Here is a 25,302-nt window from a genome sequence, read left to right on the forward strand (position 1 = left end):
ATGACTCAGCTAACACCAAAACAACCAGCAAGAAGAGGACGAATTTTCCCTGAACTAACTTTATCACCAGAAGAATTAGCTAAACGTGAAGCGGAAAGAGAAGCTTTTCATAAACGTTGTCGAGCAATTTTTGAGCGTGTTCGTCCTGAGTTGATTAAAGAACATTATAATTGGTATATTGCCGTAGAACCAGATAGCGGTGATTATTTTGTTGATCAAAATATGGAAGTTGCTAGTAAACAAGCCAGGGACAAACATCCTCATGTGATACACTTTCTATTTCGGATCAATGAAAATGGAGTAACCGGGAGAATATGATACATGGTTATTTTGGTGATGAGGGGCAGCTATTTTTTGAAGTTGAATTAATTAGTGCTGATGGTTTAAATATGCCTGTAGATACCTTGTTAGATACAGGTTTTACAGGCTTTATGGCTATTAATAAACAAGATCTAGATGCTTTGAATTGGGAATTTATTAGTGAACAAAGAATGCGAACTGCACAGGGAATAAAAATTTTTGATATTTATTTAGGTAAGGTGATATTGGATAATCAAGAGTATGAAATTCCTGTTTATGCTGGAGATCAGTTGACGGAGATTTTATTGGGTTCAAGGTGGTTGGAATTTTTGCCTTTGGTGGTGAATTTTCAAGCTGGTATTTTGACTTTGGGATGAATAATTTTGGAGAAATAAACTACGAAGACACTTTCGCGTAGCGTCCCGTCCCGTAGGGAAGCAAAGAGTGCCAAGAAAAGAAGAGAGAAGAGTTATTTTTAGTTAATTGTTAAATGAAAGTAGAAATTATTAATCTTTAAAATCCAAAATATTTACTAATAATTCCGCTATCTCTAAAAGCTGATCAGGTTGATTATCAATTAGCCATTCAGTAAGCTTGACGGAGTGTGTTGTTTTAGAAAATGGTAATCGCGTGTCACAAAAATGTACAAATAATTCCTTTAGCAGCTTTGCACCATCAACTTTACAAAACCAATCATTATCTGAAATTTTCTCAATTTTTACATCTTTTGGAAAATAATCAGGTTCGTATTTATTTTTATCAATCCATTCTTTAACGTCTTCAATAGCAAGCTTTTCTTCACGGTTTTCGTCACATTCATTAATGACTGCTATTATTGCTTCTGGATGAAGTAGATAATTTTCATACATACGTCGAGGCAGTAATTTAACAGGTTTTTTACTTCTCTTCTGCAACTCCTTTTCATCATTATCCGACCTAGTCTCACGGTCAAATAAGAATCCAATAGCAGGTGGAAATAAGCTTGAACCCCCACTAAGCTTGTCATAGATATCAAATATCAAATTAGCATTTTTATTATCTAAACGTCCTACATCCTGAACAGCCAAAATTGTAGTACCTAATAATGATTTCCTAGCTACTTTTTCTAAAATTAATGGAAAGCATATTTGCTCTGTCGGACCTTCTACCCAAAGAATATTATCAGCACCAAAAACGTCTGATAAACTCACACCAACTTCTGCTAAAAGTGACCGTTGTTCTCTTGCTTCTTTAGCATTTATTACTGATACTTTAGTTTCACAGTCTTCATATTTAAGCATGATAATTTTAGAAGGATTAGCAGCATTAATTATCGTTGGTGAATGAGTAGCTATAAAATACTGGTGCTGTGGGAATTCTTTCAATATTTCAATGAGTTTTTTTGCTGCCCCTGGATGTAAAAATGATTGTGGTTCATCAATAATTATAGTTCGCGGTTCTGATGAATTCATGACAACATATAGGATAGCTAATACTTGACCGATACCTGTACCACAAGATGATAAAGAAACAGCTAAATCTACCCTTTCGGTTTCTGGTTGTATATTCCAAACCATAATTTCTAGCTGATTATTCTCCCTGGGTTCAACGGCTATTCTTTTAATATGGGGAAAAATTTGATTTATGTATTTGTTATACCTGTCAAAAGCTGTTGAGTTTCGACTTTGTAAACCACTCAAAACTTCAGCTAAATTAGATGCGTTTGGTTCTAAAACTGACTTATTTCCAAAAGCACACTTGCTAATATTTAATCGTTCAGCATAGAATCTGTATATACGGCTTTTAAAGAGTAGGAATAGCTTGTAAGTGATTGTTTCTTCATTACCACCCTCATAGATTTCAACATCGCTTCTTTCCCAGGTATCTCCATAATCAGGAACTGAAACTTTTTCATAAATAAATTCAGGACTATAGCTATACCCATTTTCTTTTTTGATTTTAATGAAATCATATTTAATCTTGTCTTTTTTTATTTTTGGTAAATATAGATTAAAGTTTAATCTTTTACTTATCTTGTCATTCTCAACTATGATCTGGTTATTTATGCTAGACAATGATAAATTAATTTCTATCAAATCTTGACTATCTAAAATTTTTTGAAAATAAGATTTGACTAGTTCATCTATATCTTTTGGTGTGCCTTCCCAGCTACCCCCAGATTCTTCATAATAGTTTGGATAAGGAATTCCAAGAGAGGATTCAAGATAATCCAAGAAATTTCGTAATTCTTGATTCTGTAGTAACAATGTAATTTCAGATTTTGATATCTCTTTTGTAATTGAAGACTGAGTTGGTAAAGTTTTAATACTGCGATGTGGAATATTATCAAAATTTAATGTAAGTGCTTCTAATAGTGCTGTTTTACCTGCATTATTCTGACCAACAATAATATTAATACCCGGTGTAAATTTCAGTAGACGAGAATCTTGAAAAGATTTGTAGTTGGAAATTTTAAACTTTGAAAGGTACATATAAATTAACAGTAGTGAATCTTGGTTATGTATGTTAAATAACTAAAATATTTACCCAAAGCGACTGATAAAGCGATCGCAGCAATGACTAGAGGAGCCATAGCCGATATAAAATCTAGTAGATAGTCTATTATCAAAATCAGGATTTTGAGGATTTCAAGATTTATAGGATGAATAAAGATAGATGGTTCAATCTCGTTGTTTCAGTTGATCTAAATACGAAATCCTGTTCATCCTTAAATCTAGTAAATCCTGATATAGCTTGCGCCACGCTACGCTATCAGACAATTCTAAGCACTAATGACTCCTGACTCAGCTTGTGGCTGTAAGTAGCAGATTAACTCCTGTATTCCCTTATGCAGATACCGAGTTACTGTCATCGGACTAGCACCAATTCTCTTAGCAGCATCCTTGCGGGTAAGTTCCTTAACAAAGACTAATTCAACTGCCATGCGGGGTTTATCGTCTAACATATTCATAGCCCCTTGTAGTTGCAGTCGTTCTTCCTCTTGTTGTTGCAGCAGAGTAGTACGAGGACAGGGAAGTATATCACCCAAAGTGATTTGATAATCAACGTAATTAGCTGGGGTCGCATCTAAACTTAGAGGCATCCGATTTTGAGCCGCTAATTTGCATTCTTGCCACTCTTGTAGGGAAATATGAAGTTTGTTAGCAATTTCAATATCTTTGGGAGGACGGCTGAGAGATAGCGTCAACTCTTTGCGAATTTTTTGCCCTTCATTGTAAAGTTCTTGCCAACGACGGGGAATTCTGACTAGAGTAGAGCGATCGCGCAAAAAATGCAGCATTTCACCGCGAATATAAGGTATAGCAAAGGAACTAAACGCATAACCTTGAGTAGGATTAAAGCGTTCAATAGCCCTAATTAAACCAAAATAACCGATCTGTTCTAAATCTTCATAAGGCTCATTACACTGATGGCTAAACTTATAAGCCATTTTACGGACTAAACCCGTATGTAACTGTACCAATTGGTTACGAAGTTTAATAGAAGGAGCGCGGTGGTATAAGTGTAATAGCTCTATACCATCAGATTGCACAGAGGACTCACTTGCTGCCATATCAATTCCCTTGTAGTAACCCCCTTCCCCGAAGAATGGAGTTGCGTATACTTGATTTCAAACTGTCATTATTTTCCTTAGTCATCGCTGAATAAGCCATCGTTGTTTTACTGAACTTAAAATAAGCTTACGTCAGTTCCTCCGTGAAATTACGCATAGTCCTTCATTCTTATTTGTTATCTGTAATTTTTCTTTACAAATCTAAAATTTAATCAGTACATAGCTTTTTATTATGTAATTAAATAAAACCGATTCTGCGTAATAATACCACATATGCCCAGTAATTATCTCTAATAAAGAGTAAAAAATAAACCAATACCTGATTATAAATAAAAAAATAGGTGATCTATCTTTTAATATTTCGTTACAAAACTTACTTTTATTTAGTGAATACTACTTAATCATTCAAGAATAACTGCTAGATTCGTCATGAGAATAGCCGCAACCCAAATCAATACCTGTGGAAATATCGTCATAAAATGCGTTAGAATCTAAAACCATAAATAATTGCCTTTATAAAATTTTACAACCACTACTAAAAAATTTCTTTTCTAGATTTCCTCCCTAGTCTCCAGACACAAGTATTGGTAAGAATGGAGATGAAGAGGTAATTTACTCAAAAATTTAGTAGTTTTTAGATATGAGCAATACCAGCAATTTTCGTCAAGCTTTCCGTGAAGCTCAAAATCACGCCCTTGTTGGCCCCAATGTCATTGCCAACGCCCTCCCCTTTGTTGGTGGTGGGTTAGTTTTAACTGCATTGGGAACCTATGGCGGTTTGGGAGTTATTCGTTCTAACCCCGGACTATTCTTTCCTACCTTCTTTGGTGCTGTAGTTCTGGAGTTAATTCTTTTCTTTGTCGCTCAAAATGTTGCGTCCAAAGGTAACAACAGCGTCGCCCTCCCACTATTAGCAATTTACAGCCTCTTATCTGGATATACCCTCAGTGGCTTGGTATTTGTCGCTTTGAGAACCCAAGGCGTGGGTATTGAGGGCATTGGCATCGCCGCCCTTGGTTGTGGTGTCACCTTTATTGCTGCCCGTCAAATTGGTTCTAATCTCTCAGAATCAGACGGTATGGCGTTGACAAAAACCGTCTCCTTGGGGGTAATTGCCTTAGTCGTTGTTTGTCTAGTTCAATTTGGGTTGGCCTTATTTGGTGTTTACACACCCACATGGCTAGAAATCGGTATCTCTGGTTTAGGGGTATTTATCTTCGCTGGAGCATCTGTGGTCGATTTCTACATCTTGCCCCGCACCTATCGTGATGATCAGTACTTACCAGCAGCTTTGTCGATGTACCTAACCTACATCAACCTGTTTATCTTTATTTTGCGGTTACTCATTGCTATCAATAGCCGTGATTAATTGATTGTTATACTCAAAACGGCTAGAAATTTGACTTTTCGATAAATACTAAAGAACAAGTTCAAAGCCTCTCCCCGTTTACGGGGCTACGGTGTACACACAAGTGGGGAAATGCTCTTTGGTCGCCATAAAACCCCACCCCTAGCCCCTCCCCGCTGTTTCGTGGAGGGGAACTGGATTTCCGGTTAAATCCTGTTTTCATGGCGCGAAACTTACTCTGGCTAAGATTGTGTGTACACCGTAGGTTTACGGGGAGAGATTTGGAGAGGGGTTCCATATTTAGTTAAACTATGAACCGTTTGCAGTATAACAGCAGAAACAACACAATGTTAACTAAGACTAACCGTGGTTCATCAACAAGAGCCACGGTTTCTCATCATTAAGCTGATTTACACCACGGATTTTAGATAATTTGTTCAACTTACAGCTAAAATCTAAGACATAAAGAGCGATAAAAATCCAAATCGTTCTCAACTAAAGTAAGTAATATGGATGTCCTAGAACTCAAACGCGAAATCGAAACGTTGTCTGGCCGCCTGGGTAAAACCCAGGACTATCTTTGACGTACCCGCACTCAAAGCCAAAATTCATGACTTGGAACAAATATCAGCCCAGCCAGAATTTTGGGACGACCAAACCCAGGCACAACAAACACTACAAGAACTCAACGACCTCAAAGACCACTTAGAGCAATATTATCAGTGGCACGCCAATTTAGATGATACTAGGGTGGTGATTGAGCTACTAGAATTAGAAACCGACGAATCACTCTTGCAAGAAGCGGAATCTACCATCACCAAGCTGAACCGTGAACTTGACCAGTGGGAACTACAACAGTTACTTTCTGGCCCCTACGATATTCAAGGCGCAGTTTTAACAATTAACGCAGGTGCAGGTGGTACAGACGCTCAAGATTGGGCATTTATGCTCATGCGAATGTACACCCGTTGGGCAGAAGATCATGGCTACAAGGTAATTTTATCGGAAGAATCAGAAGGTGATGAAGCGGGAATTAAATCAGCCACCTTAGAAATTACCGGTCGCTACGCCTATGGTTACTTACGTTCCGAAATGGGTACTCATCGCTTAGTGCGGATTTCTCCCTTCAACGCCAACGGTAAGCGCCAAACCAGTTTTGCTGGGGTGGAAGTAATGCCACAAATAGATAACACCGTCAAGTTAGACATTCCAGAGAAGGATTTGGAAATTACCACAACTCGGTCGGGTGGTAAAGGTGGGCAAAACGTCAATAAAGTAGAAACAGCAGTGCGGATAGTTCACTTACCTACTGGTTTAGCTGTGCGCTGTACAGAAGAACGTTCCCAACTGCAAAACAAAGAAAAAGCTCTTGCTCGTCTTAAAGCCAAACTGTTGGTAATTGCTAAAGAACAACGCGCCCAAGAAATTGCCGAAATTCGTGGTGATATGGTAGAAGCTTCCTGGGGAAACCAAATTCGTAACTATGTGTTTCATCCTTACCAAATGGTCAAGGATTTGCGTACAAATACGGAAACTACCGCCATTGGTGATATCATGAACGGCGAAATTGATGCTTTTATTCAAGCCTATCTACGGCAAGAAAATCAACTAGTAGATAGCAATTCTGCATAATTTGGGAATTTGTAAATATTCATGGCAGTTAAAAGCGGATTTCGCTGTTAGGAGGTATTTAGCGGGCATGATGCCCGCACCACAAGAGTTTTATTTATTCAAGTTTGTATCTCAATTAAATGAAATCCGCTGTAAAAGCGCAGAAGTTGTTTTCTTCTCTTTCTCTCAATCTACTAAGATTCCCTACTCACCGAGTATTTATATGAGCAAATCTCCCTCGACAGAACCTAAACCCAGCTATGTGAAACTTGCCATGCGAAACATGGTAAACAAAGGTGGTACATCACTCAAACATTTTGCACTAACTGCTGTGGGGCTGTTAACCCTCTTAGTTGGTCTTGCTTACCTAACTCGATAACTAAGGAGAGTTTCTGCTTGGTGAAAGTTGAATTATATGTAGAAAATTGTTTTGATGAGCCTTTCCAAGTAGCAGCAGGTCAGGGGGATACCCTGTTAACAGTCTCTGACAATACTTGGGAAAACTGGTTTCATTGCTGGTTAGAAATATTGACCCCTGATCTTCCACCTGCACTAAGTTATGAAATAGGGCTGCGTTTGACAAATGATGCCCAAATTCAGGAACTAAATGCTCAATATCGCCAACAGGATAAACCTACAGATGTTTTAGCCTTTGCTTCCTTAGAAGCAGATTTGCCCCAAAGTGAGGAAATGCTGGCTTCTCAACCTTTGTATTTAGGTGATATAATTGTATCTATAGATACGGCAAAACTCCAAGCGCAACAACAGGGGCATAGTTTAACCACAGAATTAGCTTGGTTAACCGCTCATGGTTTGTTGCATCTTTTAGGCTGGGATCATCCAGATGAAGAAAGTTTGATGCAAATGTTAAAACAACAAGTTATATTACTAGATAGGATAAGTATTAATATTGACTTAAATTAGTGGGTGTGGCTCAAATTTTCACTGTTGGTGGCGATTTTGACAATATTATTGTCACTAATTCTTTAGAATTGCGTCAAAGTTAATTAAGCTCTTAAAATTAACCAAGATTCCCACCCTATAATATTGGTATAGTCCGGCCTATGTCCCAACAAATTTCGCCACCTCCAACACCAAACCGCATATCAACCCTTGTGTCCAAAGAACGGGAACTTTCCTGGCAGATAGCCTCTAATTTATTTGTTAGTTTTAAGTATGCCTGGGCTGGAATCAGCTATAGTTTTCAAACTCAACGCAACTTTCGTATCCATCTCAGTGTCTGTGCTTTTGCTATAGGTTTAAGCATTTTTTTGCATCTACAATCTGTAGAAATAGCCATAATTGCTATCACTAGCGGTTTAGTTTTGACATTGGAGTTAGTGAATACGGCTATTGAGTCTCTGGTTGACTTAACAGTTAAGCAAACTTACCATGACTTGGCTAAAGTTGCGAAAGACTGTGCTGCTGGTGCTGTGCTTGTGTCTGCTTTGGTATCTTTATTGGTAGCTGCGACACTTTTACTGCCTCCTTTAGTAGCTTTAATTGTTACTGCTTTTTAGATTAATTTTGTATCTCTAGCTTTGAGAATGGCATTTTTTGAATTTGGCAAATACGCCTTCTAAAATGCTGAAATATTATTATGGATAATATTGTTTTCAGGGGATGTGAAAACCCCATCTGTTGCTTCGCAGAGGCAAGCTACAACGAAGTAAGATAGGGTAGTTCATATGAAATTAGGTAAAAATTGTGATTATAGTCATTGATAATTACGATAGCTTTACATACAATTTGGTGCAGTATTTGGGGGAACTAGCCAAAGATTTCCCGGTAGCGGCTGAATTGAAAGTTTTTCGCAACGATAAAATAACTGTAGAGGAAATTCGGGATTTAAAGCCCGATGCGATCGTAATTTCCCCTGGGCCTGGTCGTCCAGAAGATGCAGGAATTTCTGTAGATGTAATTGAAAAACTAGGATATGGTATTCCTATTTTGGGTGTTTGTTTAGGACATCAAAGTATTGGTCAGGTATTCGGTGGTAAAATCGTTTCTGCTCCAGAATTGATGCATGGCAAAACCTCCCAAGTATCTCATACTGGAGTCGGGGTTTTTCAAGGATTAGAAAATCCCATTACCGCCACCAGATATCATAGTTTGGTGATTGACCGCGAAACTTGCCCCGAAGTCTTAGAAATCACCGCTTGGGTGGAAGATGGCACAATTATGGGAGTACAACACCGGAACTATCCTCACATTCAGGGAGTCCAGTTTCATCCAGAGAGTGTACTGACTTCTTCGGGTAAGCAGTTACTGCGGAATTTCCTGGAACAACTACAGACGAGAGTGTGATTAAATGAAACGACGAGAGTTGATGGGCTATGCTGGGGCAGGTTTGGTAACAGCATTAGTAACTAATTTAGGTTCCAATCTTCCCGCTACAGCCCAATCTAGTGGTGTATCAGTTCAGTGGTTGGGTCATACTTGCTTTCTGTTCACTGGTGGGGGTGTAAAAGTTCTCGTCAATCCTTTTCGGACTGTCGGCTGTACGGCTGGTTATCGTCTCCCCAAAGTTGCAGCTGATTTGGTCTTAATTAGCAGTCAACTGTTAGATGAAGGTGCAGTAGAAGGACTACCAGGAAATCCTAAGCTGATTTATGAAGCGGGAGTTTATGAATTTAAAGGTCTTAAATTCCAGGGAATCTCTATGGATCATGACCGCAAAGGTGGCAGACAATTCGGTAAAAATACCGCTTGGAAGTGGAACCAAGGGGGAATTAATATTTTACATTTAGGGGGCGCAGCTGCACCTATTTCCATTGAGCAAAAAATTCTTACAGGTCGTCCCGATGTGGCATTAGTTCCTGTAGGTGGTAGCGCTAAAGCTTATAATGCTGAAGAAGCAAAACAGGCAGTTGCGGTCTTAAATCCAAAGTTGATAATTCCTACCCATTACCGCACCCAAGCAGCAGATGCCGCTAGTTGTGAGATTACACCAGTAGATGATTTTTTGGCTTTGATGCCTGGTGTCAATGTGCGCCGGAGTAATGGTGATACTGTGGCTATTAATTCTAAGGCTTTGCCGGAAAATACTGAAATTCAGCTTTTGAGTTATAAGTTTTAGTTAAATCGGGCAGAAATTTAAGGTTTCGTTTCTCAACCCAACACTTGACAGTTTTGTAGATGTTGGGTTTCACTCCTAGGCATTACGCATTGACAGGAAACTTGAAATATATAAAACATCGACCGAATTTAAATATGCGTATCCTATAACCCTTGTAGAGACGTTCCATGGAACGCCTCTACTGTAACGGGGAATGTCACCTCCAACTCCCAATTTCCCCCTAAAGCAGCATTTCCCATTTTTGTGGCTGAGGCGCTAATGGTTGCGTTGGTAATCTCATGTAACCTGCGAATCAATTCTTCTCCAGCGTCTCCCACAGCGACTCTAGAACCATAGAGTAAAATACTCTGGCTTTGCCAACGTTGTAATAAAGTAGCATATTTACTGATGTTGTCTAAATTCAGTTGACTATTTCCCAAATATAAATATCCCGGAGAACCGTGAGAAACGATGTGAATGGCGGTGATTTGGGGATGATTTTGTAAAAATTCGGTAATTTCTACAATTCCGTCTCTATTTGGGGAAAGAATAACCGTTTCTACTCCTTCAACAACTCTTGTCTGTAGGGTTTGGTAATCGGAAACTGAGGAATCAATGAAGACAATGGTATAGATTTGATTGAGTGAATAGTTGTTCAACATAATTATTATTTTTGCACCTATAACAGAATGTATTTTCCTGTTGCATTGAGACTAGGATTTAGCATTGCTAAACCCCTACAACTCTTTATGGGTACAGGCTTAAGCACAATTAAGATGGTAATGGATTTCACTTATAAACAAAACCGTAATTTCTCGGATTTGGCGGTTAAATCAATGAGTTTGAAATAGCCAAAATAAAACGCCCAAAGCTATTCAGGACGGGAATTAAATATTTTTGTAGGTGAAAAATGTTTTGGGTTTATATGAACTAAATAAAACCTAGATAAATATATTTTTTTGATGAATATTAGGCTATACGACTACGAATATATACTTGACTGATAAGATTGGATAATTTATTTTCTTGTGTTCTTCAGGTAAATCTTATGGGTGCATCTTTATTAGGACTTACGCACTGTACAAACTGCACATAATATGTATGAAGAAAATTGCCTAGTTTCAGGTTTTTGAAATCGCATATTAGTGCGGTGCGTCAGATAGAGACAATCTGTTAAATGCTCAATTATCGGGTCTGACGCACCCTACAAGAGATAAAATCCATATCAATGCCTTGTCCATTTTTTGTAGCGACTGTATTGATTGTCAAGCGACAGCGCAACCCGACGCATTTGTTGGGTTATGCCTCCGGCACACTACGTGAACGTCCCTCAGCCCAACCTACAAATCAAGACTTTTTTCGATTTGGACAAGGTATTGCCATATTTGATAAATTTATCAATGCGTAAGTCCTATAGCGGTATGCACTTGAATGAAATACATCATAGCCCCCTCATCGCTTGCGGGGAGGGGTTCTTGTATCTCACTCAACCGAGAACCGCTATAGTATTATAAAAAAGTAAGGTTTCTCGCCGTTTTGAGTATGGGTTGGTAATGGGAAGAAACCTATTACCCATTACCTATTACCCATTACCAATTTAAGCGGTGTACCATTCTGGAGTTAGCTTATCTGCTTCAGTGACAGGAGCTTCAGTTGCTAGAGTACCATTCATAGTCCAGATGGTGTCTGCACTTGTTTGTTGATCACGCCAGTAGATGTCGGTTTTGCCATCGCCGTTGAAATCGCCAAGGGATGATGTCAAACCTACGCTATTGCTGGGTAGGAAGGCTTCAGAACTCACTTGTGTACCATCCATCAACCAAGCTGTGTTTGCACCTGTGGTGGCATTGTGCCAGAAGATGTCAGTTTTGCCATCGCCGTTGAAATCACCAATGCTGGATGTCCATTCTGCACCAAGTGTGTTGACAACGCCTTCGGTAACGAAGATACCATTCATTGTCCAAATTTTGTTTTCACCTGTTTGGGAGTTGCGCCATAAGATGTCTGTCTTGAAGTCGCCGTTAAAATCGCCTAGGCTAGTTGTCCAGGATGCATCCTGTGATTGTAAGTTATATGGGGTGGCTTGGCTACCATCCATGAACCAAGCGATATTATCGCCGGTTGTGTTGTTGCGCCAGAAGATGTCACTCTTGCCGTTACCGTCGAAATCGACAATGGTTGCAGTTAAGGCTACATCTGTGGTTTCGAGAACGGTGGCACTAACTACTGTGGTTCCATCCATCTGCCAAATGGCGTTCTCACCTGTTTGAGTATTATGCCAGAAGATATCGGTTTTGCGATCGCCATTGAAATCGCCAATGTTCGCAGACCAACCTGGATCTACTCTATCTAAATTGAGGAAACTAGAAACTCTTGCGCCATCCATTAGCACAACAACATTCTCACCTGTTTGTTGGTTGCGTAGCAAGAAGTCGGTCTTATTATCGCTGTTAAAGTCAGCAGTTTCATAACTCCAGGTGGTTAAGTCATATTGACCTAAAGAAGCCTGTTCTACGACTCTTGTCCCATCCATCAGGCGAACTAAAATTTCACCTGTTTGCACATTCACCCACAATTTATCTGTTTTACCATCACCGTTGAAATCAGGGACAATTGCGGCGCTAGTTAGGTAAGGATTAGGGTTGGGATTGACGCTACCTACTGGGATTGAGGGTAATGAATCAAGTGGGATAGGAAATATTGAATCTTCTTGTGATTGGGGTGCAGAACTATTAGGAAGTTGCGTATCAAGAGATGTTGTCAAAGCTTGTGATTTTTCGAGAGATTGTAATCCTGATACTGCTAGTTCTTTTGAATATAATCCTGAGCGAGTTGCTGCTTGAAACATGGTGTGTTTTTATGGGTAATTAATATAAATTTTTAATTTGTTTACGATAAAGATTCTGTAAATAATAAACATTCGGCTAATTCTTTTTAGCAAATGTCATTATTTGAAGATATATCTCTACTGTTTGAAAATTGCTTTTGTCAAAAATAAAAATAATATCTTAATAATCAAAATAGATTTTTGATATTGTTTATTAATGTCATTGTTTAATCATAAAATTCTGGTTTTTTGACAATCATCTTGATCGCAATTCGCAAGGAGTTACAAACAAATCAAAGATGATGACTATATTTGTGAGTGACACCAAAAAATGAGATAAAGTAAAAATTGGCTAAAATAACTGAGATTAGTAACTATTAATAGAGATACTTCTAGTTATTAAAGTAAAAAACACTACTATAAATTCAACAGTAAATTAGTTATGCAAACAGAATATCGGCAACGTCGTGAGCAGTTAATGGCGAAAATTGGTGCTGGTACAGCCATTTTTAGGAGTGCGCCAACTGCGGTAATGCACAACGATGTTGAGTATAATTATCGTCAAGATAGTGATTTCTTTTACTTAACTGGGTTCAATGAGGCTCAAGCTGTAGCGGTGTTAGCACCTCATCACCCAGAACATCGGTTTGTGCTGTTTGTTCAACCCAAGGACAGGGAAAAGGAAGTTTGGAGTGGTTATCGCTGTGGGGTAGATGCAGCGAAGGAATTTTATGGTGCAGATGCAGCTTATCCGATTGCGGAGTTAGATGAGAAATTACCTCAATATTTAGAAAAGAGCGATCGCATATATTATCATCTAGGACGCGATCGCAATTTCAATGACAGAATTCTCAAACATTATCAAAATCTCCTGCGGACTTATCCCAAGCGAGGAACGGGGCCAATTGCTATTCAAGATACCATTACTGTCTTGCATGGTATGAGATTGCATAAAAGCGAAACAGAATTAGATTTAATGCGAAAAGCGGCAGATATTGCTGTAGAAGCGCACAACCACGCCTTAGAAATTACCGCACCTGGACGTTATGAATACGAAATCCAAGCAGAGATGGAACGTATTTTCCGGTTGCGGGGTGGAATGGGGCCTGCTTATCCTTCCATTGTCGCGGCTGGGAAAAATGCTTGCGTGCTGCATTACATTGAAAATAATTGCCAAATGCAGGAAAACGAATTGCTGCTAATTGATGCAGGTTGCGCCTATAACTACTACAACTCTGATATTACGCGGACATTTCCAGTGGGGGGAAAATTCACAGCAGAACAAAAAGCATTATATGAAATTGTACTAGAATCACAAAAACAAGCGATCGCACAAGTACAACCAGGAAACGCCTTCAACGCACCCCATAATACAGCCGTCCGCATCCTCACAGAAGGTTTAGTAGAACTGGGTTTACTCAAAGGTGAAATTGACAAATTAATCGCAGAAGAAAAATATAAACCATTTTATATGCACCGTACCAGCCATTGGTTAGGATTAGATGTTCATGATGTCGGTGTATATCAACATGGAGAAAATCCCCAACTTTTACAACCAGGACAAGTACTAACAATAGAACCAGGACTTTACATAGTTCCCGACACCAAACCCGCAGAAGATCAACCAGAAATTGATCCCCGGTGGGTAGGTATTGGGATTAGAATTGAAGATGATGTTTTAGTCACCGCAAATGGACATGAAGTATTAACTGCGGGAGTTCCCAAGGAAATAAAAGATGTAGAAAGATAGTAACTGGGATGTAAATTTTACCAATTATACTCAAAACGGCTAGAAATTTGACTTTTTGATAATACAAAGAACAAGTTCAAAGCCTCTCCCTCTTCACTGGGGCTACGGTGTACACACATCTCTAGACAGGATGCTAAACGTGATCCGATCCCCCTAAATCCCCCTTTTTAAGGGGGACTTTGAAGAATTTTATCTCGTTCCCATGCTCTGCATGGGAATGCTGCTCATTGAGGCTCTGCCTCCAATCTGGCATTGAGTCAGAGACTCAAAGAATGCATTCCCAGTCGGAGACTGGGAACGAGGAAAGTCTTATCAAGCTAGGTTTTTAGGAATTGTGTGTACACCGTAGGTGAACGGGGAGAGGTTTGGAGAGGGGTTCCATATTTAGTTAAACTATGAACCGTTTGAAATATACCAAATTTTAACTACATCCCTCCACAAATTCTACTTCTGGTAATTTACCTGATCTATACCTAGTTACCCGCTGACCATCAGTTTCAAAAACAACTCTATAATTTTGGTCAGCCTTATCCCTGGGTATTAAAGTTAGGTAATGTCCCTTTTGGACATAGTTATGAGGTGTAACTTTAATTTGTCCAGGATAAAGAGATTTAATTCTTGCTTCAGTATCACCAATTTTTGCACCTGAAACTGTAGTAACTCTTGGATCATCTATATCTACCCTAGCAATAACATCACTAGTGACATATTTCTGACGACTTTTAGCATCATCTTTTGTCACCATAAATGATATATCTTTGAGGTCTCCTTCTCCTTGAAGATAGTAACAGCTATCATTTCCAGCGTAGGATACATATAACTTAGCATGAAGAGCCGCTTCAGGAAGATTCATTCCTACTTTTACCGCACCAATACCATTAATAGTCACTTTTGATTGATTGGTTAATTTTGTCTGTGCAGTCACCATTCCCACCGCGAAAACAGAAGTTGTAAGGGTGATAGCGACAATAGTTAATAATTTGCTTTTGCTATTCATAGTATTTTGGAAAATTTGCTATATTTTAGATACAATCCGAAATTAGATATTTCGTATTTTTGTTTTTTCTCAAATCAAATCAAATCAAATATTAAATTAAAGCAGAGGTGACAATGACTCTAAGTTTAGTCAGACACCAATTTACAGTTCAGCAATATCATCAAATGGCTGAGTCTGGTATTTTAACAGAAAATGACCGAGTAGAACTAATTCGGGGAGAAATGATTGATATGTCACCTATTGGGACAAGACACGCGGGTTGTGTAAATAGATTAGTTAATCTACTGATTCAGCTTCTAGGAAAGCAAATAGTTCTTGCACCGCAGAATCCCATAGAATTAAATGACACTTCCGAACCGCAACCAGATATAGCATTACTAAAACCGCATGCAGATTTTTATAGAAATTCACACCCCCAACCAGAAGATATATTTTTGTTAATAGAAGTTGCCGATACAACAATAATCAGTCACCACTTTTCAAACACCCTCTTAACTTGAATCGAACCCATTATACTCAAAACGGCTAGAAATTTGACTTTTTGATAATACAAAGAATAAGTTCAAAGCCTCTCTTTTTAAGGGTATCTAAATTCTTGAAAGTCCCCCTTAGAAAGGGGTATTTAGGGGGATCGGATCACGTTTAGCATCCCGTCTAGAGATGTGTGTACACCGTAGTTTCACGGGGAGATGTTTGGGGAGAGATTTGGAGAGGGGTTCCATATTTAGTTAAACTATGAACCGTTTGCAGTATAGCTGAGAACCTTAGAGAACTACACAAAAAAGATGATCCAATCTTGTGGGATGGGCATCTTGCCCGTCCTTGTATTATTAGCGGGCTTTTCGGCCCGCACCACAAGAAATATTAGGATATTTTTTTAATTGGAAGTCTCTTAGTCTAAATTCCAATCAGAAGACATTTCATTAAATGTATCGTCAAAATTTCCGTTATAATTCTAAAGCATCTCCATCGCACTAAATCCTAATCATGGCCGACATTCCCCAAACCGGACAATCAGCACCCGACTTCACCACCCCAGACCAAAACGAAAAACCAATTACTCTAGCTGACTTCAGTGAGTGGATAGTCCTCTATTTTTACCCCAAAGATGACACTCCGGGATGCACCACAGAAGCCAAAGACTTCACTGATTTAGCTTCAGAATTTACCACTGTAGGAGCTAAAATCATCGGTGTCAGTCCAGATTCATCTAAAGCACATTGCAAATTTATCGACAAACATCAATTATCAATTACCCTGTTAAGTGATCCAGAACATCAATTAATAGAAGCCTATGGTGCTTGGAGGTTAAAAAAATTTATGGGTAAAGAATATATGGGTGTTGCTCGTTCAACTTTTTTGATTTCACCCGATAAAATCATAGCCTACTCTTGGCCTAATGTAAAAACAAAAGGTCATGCCCAAGCAGTATTGACAAAATTGCAAACATTAACAGTTAAATAATTAAATACTTTATTTCAATCTCATCTTTTTAAACATGAGTTTTTTCTGTTCCCTGTTGCCAGTTCCCTCTGAATGTGATGAAAGTTAACGAGTTTTTACAAAACCATAACCTGCTAAAACAGATACTTTTTATATATTTTGGGCAAGATGCCGATAATTTGTATCCACAAATTATTGAAATAATTCCTTAAAAGCTAGATAACATTATATTCAGCGCATTTACTAGCGGAGTTAATCACAATGTCAAAACAGCAAGGTAAAAAAATCTCACCCATCCCAATGCCAGCCGATATTGGAGTGGTTGATTTGATTAATAATTACTTCACCGCTTACAACTCAGCACGCTTGCGAGAAGCCTGTCAACTACTCAGTCATGATGTATTTACAGACGGGGTTACAGTGGGGGTTAGCCTTTCTGGCGCGATGACACCAGCCGGATTTGGTGTTTCTGCCCTTGCACCCTTAATTCGCAATGGTTTTATTGACTGGATGATTAGCACAGGTGCAAATCTTTACCATGATATGCACTACGGTTTGGGTTTTGAACTTTTTGCGGGTAGTCCGTTTTTAGATGATGTCAAATTGCGCGAAGAAGGTACCATCAGAATCTATGACATTATTTTTGGCTATGATGTGCTACTAGAAACTGACGCTTTTATTCGCAAAATTCTGCAAGCGGAACCTTTTCAAAAGCGCATGGGAACAGCTGAATTTCATTATTTGCTGGGTAAGTATGTGCGAGAAGTAGAAAAGCAATTAGGTGTCAAAAATTCTTGTTTGTTAGCCACAGCTTATGAATGTGGCGTACCGATTTATACTTCTTCTCCTGGTGACAGTTCCATTGGCATGAATGTAGCAGCATTAGCATTGGAAGGCTCAAAGTTGATATTAGATCCAGCTATTGACGTAAATGAAACAGCGGCTATTGCTTATGGTGCAAGGGAAACAGAGGGTAAAAGTGCGGCTGTAATTATCGGTGGTGGCAGTCCTAAAAACTTTTTATTGCAAACACAACCACAAATTCACGAAGTACTAGGACTAGAAGAACGGGGACATGATTTCTTTGTCCAGTTTACCGACGCTAGACCAGATACAGGGGGTTTGTCAGGGGCAACTCCAGCCGAAGCTGTCAGCTGGGGTAAGATTGACCCAGATGAGTTACCTAGCACCATTGTTTGTTATACAGATAGTACGATCGCTCTGCCATTGGTTACAGCTTATGTTCTCAATCAATGTCAACCTCGTACTCTGAAACGTTTGTATGATAGACGAGATCAATTGTTAGGCACATTACAAAAAGACTACCTAGCGGCTAAAGACAAGCCAGCAAGTGAAACTAATTCACAGCAAGCGGCTACTTATCCCTGCGGTACACCAGTGAAAAAATAATACACAACATCAACTCATAATAAAAGTGGGTTAACAACATCTTAACCCACTCCTAAATCTCATCTTTCTTGACAAATTTATCTCTGCAAACTGCGAGGATCAAGGGCATCGCGCAACCCATCCCCTAGTAAATTAAAGGCTAACACAGTCAGAATAATCAAGATTGCTGGTGGCAAAATTAGCCAAGGTTGTAAAACTAAAATAGACGCATTACTTGCCAAAGAAAGCATATTTCCCCAAGAAGGATCTGGTTGTTGAATCCCTAAACCAATTAGACTCAATACAGCTTCAGCACCAATAAAACTAGGAATTGTCAGAGTAGCTGAAATAACTATATAGCTTGCAGTTTGGGGTAAAACGTGCCGCATAATAATATATATTGGCTTACCACCCATTGCCTGTGCTGCTTGTACAAATTCTCGCTCTTTAATTGATAGTACCTGCCCGCGAATTACCCTTGCTAAACCTGCCCAACTAATCACAGAAGTAATGACTACAATTAATAAAAACCGCTGCGTACTAGTTAATTGCGGACTTAAGACTCCTGATAATGCTGCCAACAAATAAATACTAGGAAAAGTCATCAGCACTTCTGCCAAACGCATGATCACACTATCAATCACACCGCCAAAATAACCAGAAATACCACCTATCAATAAACCAAGAGGATAGGTGATAATAATCCCAAAAATCCCAATAAATAAACTAATACGGCCACCATAAAGCAATCTACTAAATTGATCTCGTCCTTGGTCATCAGTACCTAAAAGGTTAAATTTTGCTTCACCAGTTGAGCCAAACAAATGCCAATTCAGAGGAATACCAGGGATAATGGTGACTTCATCCCATTTGGGAGGTAATGGCAAACTGAGTTGAAATAATCTATATTCTGATCCAGAGACAAACAAACCTAATGGTGAAGACTTTTTGAAGTCTACAATTAGTTTCCGTTCTCCTGTTTCTAAATTTGTATCCCCTTGAGTTGTCGGATATATATGCGGTCCAATAAATTGACCTGCCGGAGAAACCCAGTAAATACGAGTCGGTGGCAGTAATGAACCATTTAGCTGTGATTCATATGGGTTATAAGGTGCAATAAAATCAGCCCCAACTACTGCCAAATAGAAAACTAACAGCAAGGTTGCCCCAAATCGCGCCAAAGGATTTTTTTTCAGTCTCTGCCACCAATTCATAATTTCTTATCACAAATCGAACAATTTTAGATCTTAGATTGACCCCATATGATAAATAAATTTAGGGGCTTGATAATTTTCGATTGATTCCCCTGATTTATCTAGGGACTTTTTCCCTTAAGAAACTATTGATCAAAGGTAATGGATACAGGTTAGCAATTCGTTAGTTATTGCTGTTTATTAATTACTTATGAGTAATGACTATCTAAGCATTTAACTGTTCAGCTAAATACCGGAATTCTTCATTTTGTTTTTCATGTTCGACAACAAAAACATTGGAATAAAGATTGGCTAAAACTTGTTTTCCTTGTTGTGTTAGAGATAGATAATGGAGTCCTTCTTTAATATAAGGATAGACACCATGCCAATAAAATTTGGCGTAGTTTTTGCGTAGATCTCCAGGATTTTGATAGCCTAAAGCTTTATTAATCCCCGTTTCTTCAAATTCATAAAACAAACTCGTGATTTTTTTTAAGTAACGCGGATCACTTAATTGACCAATTAAATCAGCAGCACGTACTAATCCCGCAAAATGATTGGAATCTTGATGATCATCTGCATGAGGCACAGGGAAACGAGTTAATTCAATATTACGTTTAATCGCTTCTGAATCTATTAAATAATGTCCACCAAATCGCTCATCAATAAATAGTTTTGCCCGGTCTACATGATAGGGTGTAAGACTAGCATCAGAAGCACCTGAAGGGAGAGAAACCATGTTGCCATTCTGACCGGTAGCATACAGGCTTTCTGATTCTTTATCTTCACGACAAACTCCTTTCACATAGCCGATATCGTGACACAATAAAGAAATGATTACGTGTAACCAGTCTTCACTGGAAACACCACCTTCGCGGATGTGTTTACCGCGCAAAATTTCTTGTCCAACTAAGGTAACGAGGACTGAGTGTTCAACGTTGTGATATAAGGCATCGCTATTGGCAATATTTTCTAAAGCCATGTTACCTGCCCAAGCGATAATATCTTGATAATCAGTTTTTAAGCTACCGTAAGTACGTTGGTAGCCAGATCTAATTTGATTTACAAAAGCACTAATGATAATTTCAGTTGTATTGAACATACTGGATACTCAGGTATATATTTTGTATAATCGAGTCAGCTTCAATTTAGGCGTGTGGCTTGCACTCACAAAGGATAGCTTTCTCAAAATGGAGAAGGCTTTTCAGGTGGATGAAGCGCATGGAATCATGAGAAAGTTAGTATAGTCAGAGACTTTGGTGCTTTAAACCCCTTTGAATTAAGTTTACATTATCATTCTCAATTTTTCCTAGCAAATGAGTTGAGTTGATTGTTTAGAGTCTAGTATAGGCTATGAGCAAAGAAAATTAGTTTTATTCCCTACTTGGGAATTAATGCTTCCAGTCGGCAGACGAGATTAGTAAATAGGACTTACGCATAACACAACGAAGGTAGAGGTAATTCATGAATTACCTCTACGGAAGAATCAGGTTTTCGGTCACATCTTGCGTAAGTCCTGGTAAAATCTGCTTTTTATCTTTTACTAAATTTATGATATGATGTCCAATGACACAAATTTTTAATTAATTATTTGTCGCGGGTGTAATTCAGTGGTAGAATGTCTGCTTCCCATGCAGAATGTCGTGGGTTCGAGTCCCATCGCCCGCTTTAAAAATTGGATAAGTTGATCCATGCTGTTAGATTATTGAACTTAGTCAGTAAGCTTTTTAGGGCTTGCTGATAGCGTAGCATAAGCCATAAAAATCTTTCCGTGAGATGTTAGGAGTCAGGGGGGGAAAAAGAGAATTTTTGAGAATCCTTCAAAACCTGAAAAACTATTTAACTTTTGCCTGCAAAAACCCTTGATCTTCTGCCAACAGGTGATAAATCAATTATCACCTCTTTTATCAAAGCGCCTTTTTGAGAAGGTTATTAATTGCGTTGCCACATCTTGATTGTGTTGTCAGCACTTCCACTAAATATAGTATTTCCTTCAACGCTGAAAGCTAAACAATGAATGGTTGAGGAATGTTCTTCAAGAGTATTTATTAATTCTTTTGTCTCCACATACCAAATCTTAATTGTTTTATCAAAACTACCACTTGCTAAGTTTTTACCATCAGGACTAAAAGCAAGGCTAGTTATAGAATCTGTATGCCCTAAAAATGTGTGAATGAGTTCTCCTGTTGCCAAATGCCAAAGTTTAATTGTTTTATCATGACTACCAGTAGCAAAAAATTTACCATCAGGACTAATGGCTATAGTATTAATTGCATCGGTATGATCAGTCATGCTAATCATTTCTACTCCCGTTTTAACATTCCATATTTTGATAGTTTTGTCACAATCACAGCTAATTAATTTTTTTCCATCTGGGGTAAAGACAACAGAGTTAACATAATTGTCATGATTGGTGAGAGTATAAATTAACTTTTCAGTGTTTAAATCCCAGATTTTAATAGTTTTATCTAAACTTGCAGATACAAAGGTTTTACCATCAGAACTAAAAGCAACTGAAGTTACACAACCTGAATGCTCAATGAAAGTTTTACTTTTAAAAGAATACCATAGTTTAAATGTTTTGTCATAGCTACCACTAGCTATTATTTCTCCATTAGGAGAAAAAGCGACTGAGGAAATATAGTTTGAATGACCGTTTAAACTGTTAAGCAGTTCACTAGTTTGGACATCCCAGATTTTAATTGTTTTATCACCGCTACCACTTGCAAATGTTTTTCCATCAGGGTTGACAGCAATTGAAAAAACATGATTTGAATGTCCATGGATAGTATTTACACAATTCCATAGTGTGGGTTTTTCAATTTGCACAAATGCTAATTGTTTTAATTCATAATTATATACTTCTCTATATTTTTGCAGGATTAACCTTAGTTTTTGCAACATTTCGCTTGTCCAAACTGAAGGAAAGTCTGCACTTAATTTAAATAGTTGCGGTTCATAATTTGGGTTAATATTCAAGTAATACCAATCTGCTAAAAATGCTGCTAGTAGCTTGTGTAAAATAACAATGGTATGTCTGATTGCACGCAAACTTTTAGTTTCATCACTGCCAGAGTCTTCAAGTTGTCCTTTGACTTCTTCCCAATTCCAAGGTTCAAAAGACAAAGATACTGGTTCATGCAGTCCCCAAAATTTGACATTGAAATAAACTTCATGATCTGTGATATCAGTGTAAATAATTGCTGTTGGTACAGCAGACAAAATGGTTTCTAACTGTTTTACTTCTGCATCAAAAATTGAACGCTCAAAATATTTACCATAAAATTCTACCGGACAGAAATCACTATGAATAGGGTAATATTTTTCTAAAAATAGTTTTAATTGATTGCGAATTTCTTTTTTGAGGCTATCACGGAAAGATATGGGAAAATCTTCACTGATATCTGGTGGGGGAATTAAGATTAGTAAGCGTGGTTTCTTTTGTTCATCTACAAAAATCCGCTGTGCTTCATCACGACTTAAGACACCAGGCCACTTTTGTTGGTCGAAGATTCCCTGAATTTCTTTCTGTTTAAGTTCAATCGCTTTAGATGTCGTTTCTCGACTTAAATTGAGATATAATGCACTTAATTTACCTCTATCTTGCATTTCTTCCCGTTTTAATTGGATTAATTTTTTTTCTCTTTCATCTGCTGTAAATGTAATTTCTATATCTGTAGAAAGAGGTGATTGTTGAATTTGCAAAAATTCTTTTTTTCTGGCTTCTCGACGATTGTAATAGTCTACTTCCGCTTGTATTACTCGGTGATCTTGTCTAAGTTTTTGAATTCTTACGGGTAAGTTAATTTTATTTTCTTTAACTAGTGTTTGGTTAATAAATGCAGAAATAACTCGGTTAGTAGTATCAGTGACAAAATCTACAGCAGCACCAACAATATCAAATGTCATATAGGTAGGTTATAGGGGTCAGTAAATTTAACACTTAGCCAATTTTAGCCGTTAAATTTCTGATTGTGTACGTAAAGACTTAATTTTATTGGTATCAATTTTGTGGAATTGCCTGTAAACCTATGAACCAAGAAAGTTTAACCCCCTGTCGGTGTAAGGGGGTTGAGGCTAAGTTTGCTTTTAAATCGAGTAATATAACGGAAAAGATTTAGCGTCTTTTGACTTGACATAAACACGCTCTTGTGGTTCTAATTTTAACTCATCAAATCGATCGCGTGTTAAATGTGCTGTCATAATTTGCCCGTCATCTAATTTTAGCTCTACTTGAATTTCCCAACCCAAATGAATTACACGGCTAACTGTGGCAGGTGCTGTTGTACCGTTAGCCACTCTTTCTACAATCACATCTTGGGGACGTAAAAACGTTTCTGGGTGTGCTGAATTAAAGCCACTGGCCTGAAAAATTTTCGAGCTGCTGGATAAAACATTAACTGGGCCAATAAAACTCATGACAAATGCTGAAGCGGGATGGTCATAAATTTCTGCTGGTGTTCCTACCTGTTCTACCCTGCCTTTATTCATCACCACGATTTCATCTGATACTTCCATTGCTTCTTCTTGGTCGTGGGTGACGAAAACGGTGGTAACGTGGACTTCGTCATGGAGACGACGCAACCAAGCCCGTAGGTCTTTGCGGACTTTAGCGTCTAAAGCTCCGAATGGTTCATCTAGTAATAATACGTTAGGTTCTACAGCTAAGGCTCTAGCTAAGGCTACACGTTGCCTTTGTCCACCAGAAAGTTGAGAAGGATAGCGATCGCCTAAACCAGACAATTGCACTAATTCTAACAACTGGTCTACCCTGCCCTTAATTTTCTTTTGAGGTATTTTGCGAATTTCTAAACCAAAGGCGATATTTTGTCGCACGGTCAAATGTTTAAATAAAGCATAGTGCTGAAATACAAAGCCTATATTTCTTTCTTGTACGCTTTGATATGTGGCATCTTTACCTGTAAGCAAAATTTTGCCGCTATCTGGCATTTCTAAACCAGAAATTAACCGTAGCAGGGTAGATTTACCAGATCCAGATGGACCGAGTAAAGCAACCAGCGAACCACTTTCAATTTCTAAACTCACTTGATCAACAGCTTGGAAACTACCAAATTGTTTAGAGACATTCTCAACTACTATGCCCACTGGTTTTATACCTCTGCTACTAATCTACGGCTTATAGGTAGGATTACTGTATATTTATATCATATTCAGAATTGATTGGATGAGAAAAATTCACCATCCACAACCACCACAATCGAGAAAACTACAATCAGCACCGCTACAATCTAGGGAACTGCAATCAGTAGCACCACATTCTAGAGAACTACAATCAGGAGCCATATTCAGCATTTCTGGACAGTCACAACTTATTTCAGCGCAATTAATTCCTAAATCCATAACATCAAAATTATTTTGACAAGATGATTTAGGCGCAATTGGTTGAGGTTTCTTTTTTTGCTGATCTTCATCTGTTGTTGGTGGTTCTAGTTCCTCAGCTTGGGATTTGAGCATTATATTGGCTTGCTGACAACTTTGAAATCTGACACGGGACTTGACAAATCCAGCTTTTAACCCTTCTTGAGCAATTACCCGCTTGATGTACCCAGAGCAAGACTCACCACCATACAAGACTCGGTGAGCGCAAACAAAGCCTTTATAAGGGGAAATATGTTGTTGATACCCAGTAATTGCAGAAACACCAACTTTTCTAGCAAAAGAGTCCCACAAAGAAACTTGCATATTTTGTCAGGTGTCTATGAAATAGTTAATTCTTCTAGTTACCATCGACTAATATCTAGTAATAAATCCTAATGACCGTTTTTCACCTCAGTTTTCGTGTCGAAATGTTAAAGAATATTGCATTTATCTC

At 38.3% G+C, this 25,302-nt stretch carries 23 protein-coding genes, 1 tRNA gene and 1 pseudogene; 15 read left to right on the forward strand and 10 right to left on the reverse strand.

Features of this window, described 5'->3' with window-relative positions; translation table 11 throughout:
- Together ACOWPH_RS17345 and ACOWPH_RS17350 are read left to right on the forward strand one after the other, a co-directional pair.
- Positions 1–318 carry a hypothetical protein gene (locus ACOWPH_RS17345; protein ID WP_015216627.1) on the forward strand — a complete coding sequence of 106 codons (318 nt, stop codon included), beginning with the start codon at positions 1–3 and terminating at the stop codon, positions 316–318.
- The gene (locus ACOWPH_RS17350) at positions 315–677 is read left to right on the forward strand and encodes a hypothetical protein (protein WP_015216628.1); all 363 of its coding nucleotides are present in this window, start codon (positions 315–317) and stop codon (positions 675–677) included. Before ACOWPH_RS17345 ends, ACOWPH_RS17350 begins: the two co-directional genes overlap by 4 nt.
- Positions 678–806: 129 nt before the next feature.
- On the opposite strand, the gene ACOWPH_RS17355 is transcribed toward ACOWPH_RS17350, so the two are convergent.
- On the reverse strand, positions 807–2,771 hold the full coding sequence (locus ACOWPH_RS17355) for an AAA family ATPase (RefSeq protein WP_015216629.1): 1,965 nt from the start codon (positions 2,769–2,771) through the stop codon (positions 807–809).
- Between the two features lie 290 nt (positions 2,772–3,061).
- Positions 3,062–3,853, reverse strand: coding sequence for an RNA polymerase sigma factor SigF (locus ACOWPH_RS17360; protein WP_015216630.1), 792 nt, complete (start codon positions 3,851–3,853; stop codon positions 3,062–3,064).
- Between the two features lie 640 nt (positions 3,854–4,493).
- Between ACOWPH_RS17360 and ACOWPH_RS17365 the strand changes: the two genes are divergently transcribed.
- The 7 genes from ACOWPH_RS17365 (at position 4,494) to ACOWPH_RS17395 (ending at position 9,891) form a co-directional block, all read left to right on the forward strand.
- On the forward strand, positions 4,494–5,222 hold the full coding sequence (locus tag ACOWPH_RS17365; protein ID WP_015216632.1) for a Bax inhibitor-1/YccA family protein: 729 nt from the start codon (positions 4,494–4,496) through the stop codon (positions 5,220–5,222).
- A 488-nt stretch (positions 5,223–5,710) separates the two neighbouring features.
- A protein-coding gene (gene prfB, locus ACOWPH_RS17370; RefSeq protein ID WP_015216633.1) for a peptide chain release factor 2 occupies positions 5,711–6,833 on the forward strand; the annotation gives its coding sequence in 2 pieces (ribosomal slippage) (positions 5,711–5,782 and positions 5,784–6,833; 1,122 coding nt in all).
- Positions 6,834–7,035: 202 nt separating this feature from the next.
- Entirely contained in the window at positions 7,036–7,191 is a 156-nt protein-coding gene (locus tag ACOWPH_RS17375) for a DUF3285 domain-containing protein (protein WP_015216634.1), read from the forward strand.
- Positions 7,192–7,211: 20 nt separating this feature from the next.
- Positions 7,212–7,736, forward strand: a complete 525-nt coding sequence (ybeY, locus tag ACOWPH_RS17380) for an rRNA maturation RNase YbeY (protein ID WP_015216635.1) — start codon at positions 7,212–7,214, stop codon at positions 7,734–7,736.
- 140 nt (positions 7,737–7,876) lie between these two features.
- Positions 7,877–8,332, forward strand: a complete 456-nt coding sequence (locus tag ACOWPH_RS17385; RefSeq protein ID WP_015216636.1) for a diacylglycerol kinase family protein — start codon at positions 7,877–7,879, stop codon at positions 8,330–8,332.
- A gap of 187 nt (positions 8,333–8,519) precedes the next feature.
- Positions 8,520–9,119 carry an anthranilate synthase component II gene (locus ACOWPH_RS17390; RefSeq protein WP_015216637.1) on the forward strand — a complete coding sequence of 200 codons (600 nt, stop codon included), beginning with the start codon at positions 8,520–8,522 and terminating at the stop codon, positions 9,117–9,119.
- A 4-nt stretch (positions 9,120–9,123) separates the two neighbouring features.
- The gene (locus ACOWPH_RS17395) at positions 9,124–9,891 is read left to right on the forward strand and encodes an MBL fold metallo-hydrolase (protein ID WP_015216638.1); all 768 of its coding nucleotides are present in this window, start codon (positions 9,124–9,126) and stop codon (positions 9,889–9,891) included.
- A gap of 143 nt (positions 9,892–10,034) precedes the next feature.
- Here ACOWPH_RS17395 and ACOWPH_RS17400 read toward each other — a convergent pair whose 3' ends face one another.
- On the reverse strand, positions 10,035–10,532 hold the full coding sequence (locus tag ACOWPH_RS17400; protein ID WP_015216639.1) for a DUF4347 domain-containing protein: 498 nt from the start codon (positions 10,530–10,532) through the stop codon (positions 10,035–10,037).
- A 566-nt stretch (positions 10,533–11,098) separates the two neighbouring features.
- Between ACOWPH_RS17400 and ACOWPH_RS17405 the strand changes: the two genes are divergently transcribed.
- Positions 11,099–11,278 carry a hypothetical protein gene (locus tag ACOWPH_RS17405; protein WP_015216641.1) on the forward strand — a complete coding sequence of 60 codons (180 nt, stop codon included), beginning with the start codon at positions 11,099–11,101 and terminating at the stop codon, positions 11,276–11,278.
- A 189-nt stretch (positions 11,279–11,467) separates the two neighbouring features.
- On the opposite strand, the gene ACOWPH_RS17410 is transcribed toward ACOWPH_RS17405, so the two are convergent.
- The gene (locus ACOWPH_RS17410) at positions 11,468–12,718 is read right to left on the reverse strand and encodes an FG-GAP repeat domain-containing protein (RefSeq protein ID WP_015216642.1); all 1,251 of its coding nucleotides are present in this window, start codon (positions 12,716–12,718) and stop codon (positions 11,468–11,470) included.
- A gap of 421 nt (positions 12,719–13,139) precedes the next feature.
- Here ACOWPH_RS17410 and ACOWPH_RS17415 point away from each other — a divergent pair, with 421 nt between their 5' ends.
- On the forward strand, positions 13,140–14,447 hold the full coding sequence (locus ACOWPH_RS17415) for an aminopeptidase P N-terminal domain-containing protein (protein ID WP_015216643.1): 1,308 nt from the start codon (positions 13,140–13,142) through the stop codon (positions 14,445–14,447).
- A 421-nt stretch (positions 14,448–14,868) separates the two neighbouring features.
- On the opposite strand, the gene ACOWPH_RS17420 is transcribed toward ACOWPH_RS17415, so the two are convergent.
- The gene (locus ACOWPH_RS17420) at positions 14,869–15,444 is read right to left on the reverse strand and encodes a hypothetical protein (RefSeq protein WP_015216644.1); all 576 of its coding nucleotides are present in this window, start codon (positions 15,442–15,444) and stop codon (positions 14,869–14,871) included.
- Positions 15,445–15,557: 113 nt separating this feature from the next.
- On the opposite strand from ACOWPH_RS17420, the pseudogene ACOWPH_RS17425 reads away from it, so the two are divergent.
- The 3 genes and pseudogenes from ACOWPH_RS17425 to ACOWPH_RS17435 all read left to right on the forward strand — a co-directional run.
- Positions 15,558–15,908 (forward strand): annotated as a pseudogene (locus ACOWPH_RS17425) (Uma2 family endonuclease); the annotation flags it as partial.
- 523 nt (positions 15,909–16,431) lie between these two features.
- The gene (gene bcp / locus ACOWPH_RS17430) at positions 16,432–16,908 is read left to right on the forward strand and encodes a thioredoxin-dependent thiol peroxidase (protein WP_015216646.1); all 477 of its coding nucleotides are present in this window, start codon (positions 16,432–16,434) and stop codon (positions 16,906–16,908) included.
- A 240-nt stretch (positions 16,909–17,148) separates the two neighbouring features.
- The gene (locus ACOWPH_RS17435; RefSeq protein ID WP_015216647.1) at positions 17,149–18,297 is read left to right on the forward strand and encodes a homospermidine biosynthesis protein; all 1,149 of its coding nucleotides are present in this window, start codon (positions 17,149–17,151) and stop codon (positions 18,295–18,297) included.
- 77 nt (positions 18,298–18,374) lie between these two features.
- Here the strand turns inward: ACOWPH_RS17435 and ACOWPH_RS17440 are convergent, their stop codons facing one another.
- Together ACOWPH_RS17440 and ACOWPH_RS17445 are read right to left on the reverse strand one after the other, a co-directional pair.
- A complete protein-coding gene (locus ACOWPH_RS17440; protein WP_015216648.1) occupies positions 18,375–19,490 on the reverse strand; it encodes an ABC transporter permease in 1,116 nt (371 codons plus the stop codon).
- A gap of 205 nt (positions 19,491–19,695) precedes the next feature.
- Positions 19,696–20,571, reverse strand: coding sequence for an Npun_R2479 family HD domain-containing metalloprotein (locus ACOWPH_RS17445; protein ID WP_015216649.1), 876 nt, complete (start codon positions 20,569–20,571; stop codon positions 19,696–19,698).
- A gap of 494 nt (positions 20,572–21,065) precedes the next feature.
- On the opposite strand from ACOWPH_RS17445, the gene ACOWPH_RS17450 reads away from it, so the two are divergent.
- A tRNA-Gly gene (locus tag ACOWPH_RS17450) sits at positions 21,066–21,137 on the forward strand.
- A gap of 264 nt (positions 21,138–21,401) precedes the next feature.
- Here the strand turns inward: ACOWPH_RS17450 and ACOWPH_RS17455 are convergent.
- From ACOWPH_RS17455 to yidD, 3 genes are all read right to left on the reverse strand, one after another.
- Complete coding sequence (locus tag ACOWPH_RS17455; protein ID WP_015216650.1) at positions 21,402–23,378, reverse strand: WD40 repeat domain-containing protein; 1,977 nt, start codon at positions 23,376–23,378, stop codon at positions 21,402–21,404.
- Positions 23,379–23,558: 180 nt separating this feature from the next.
- Positions 23,559–24,575, reverse strand: coding sequence for a sulfate/molybdate ABC transporter ATP-binding protein (locus ACOWPH_RS17460; RefSeq protein WP_015216651.1), 1,017 nt, complete (start codon positions 24,573–24,575; stop codon positions 23,559–23,561).
- Between the two features lie 90 nt (positions 24,576–24,665).
- A complete protein-coding gene (yidD, locus tag ACOWPH_RS17465; protein ID WP_015216652.1) occupies positions 24,666–25,172 on the reverse strand; it encodes a membrane protein insertion efficiency factor YidD in 507 nt (168 codons plus the stop codon).
- Positions 25,173–25,302 lie beyond the last annotated feature (130 nt).

This window comes from Anabaena sp. PCC 7938, from assembly GCF_049315035.1.
GTDB lineage: Bacteria > Cyanobacteriota > Cyanobacteriia > Cyanobacteriales > Nostocaceae > Anabaena > Anabaena cylindrica.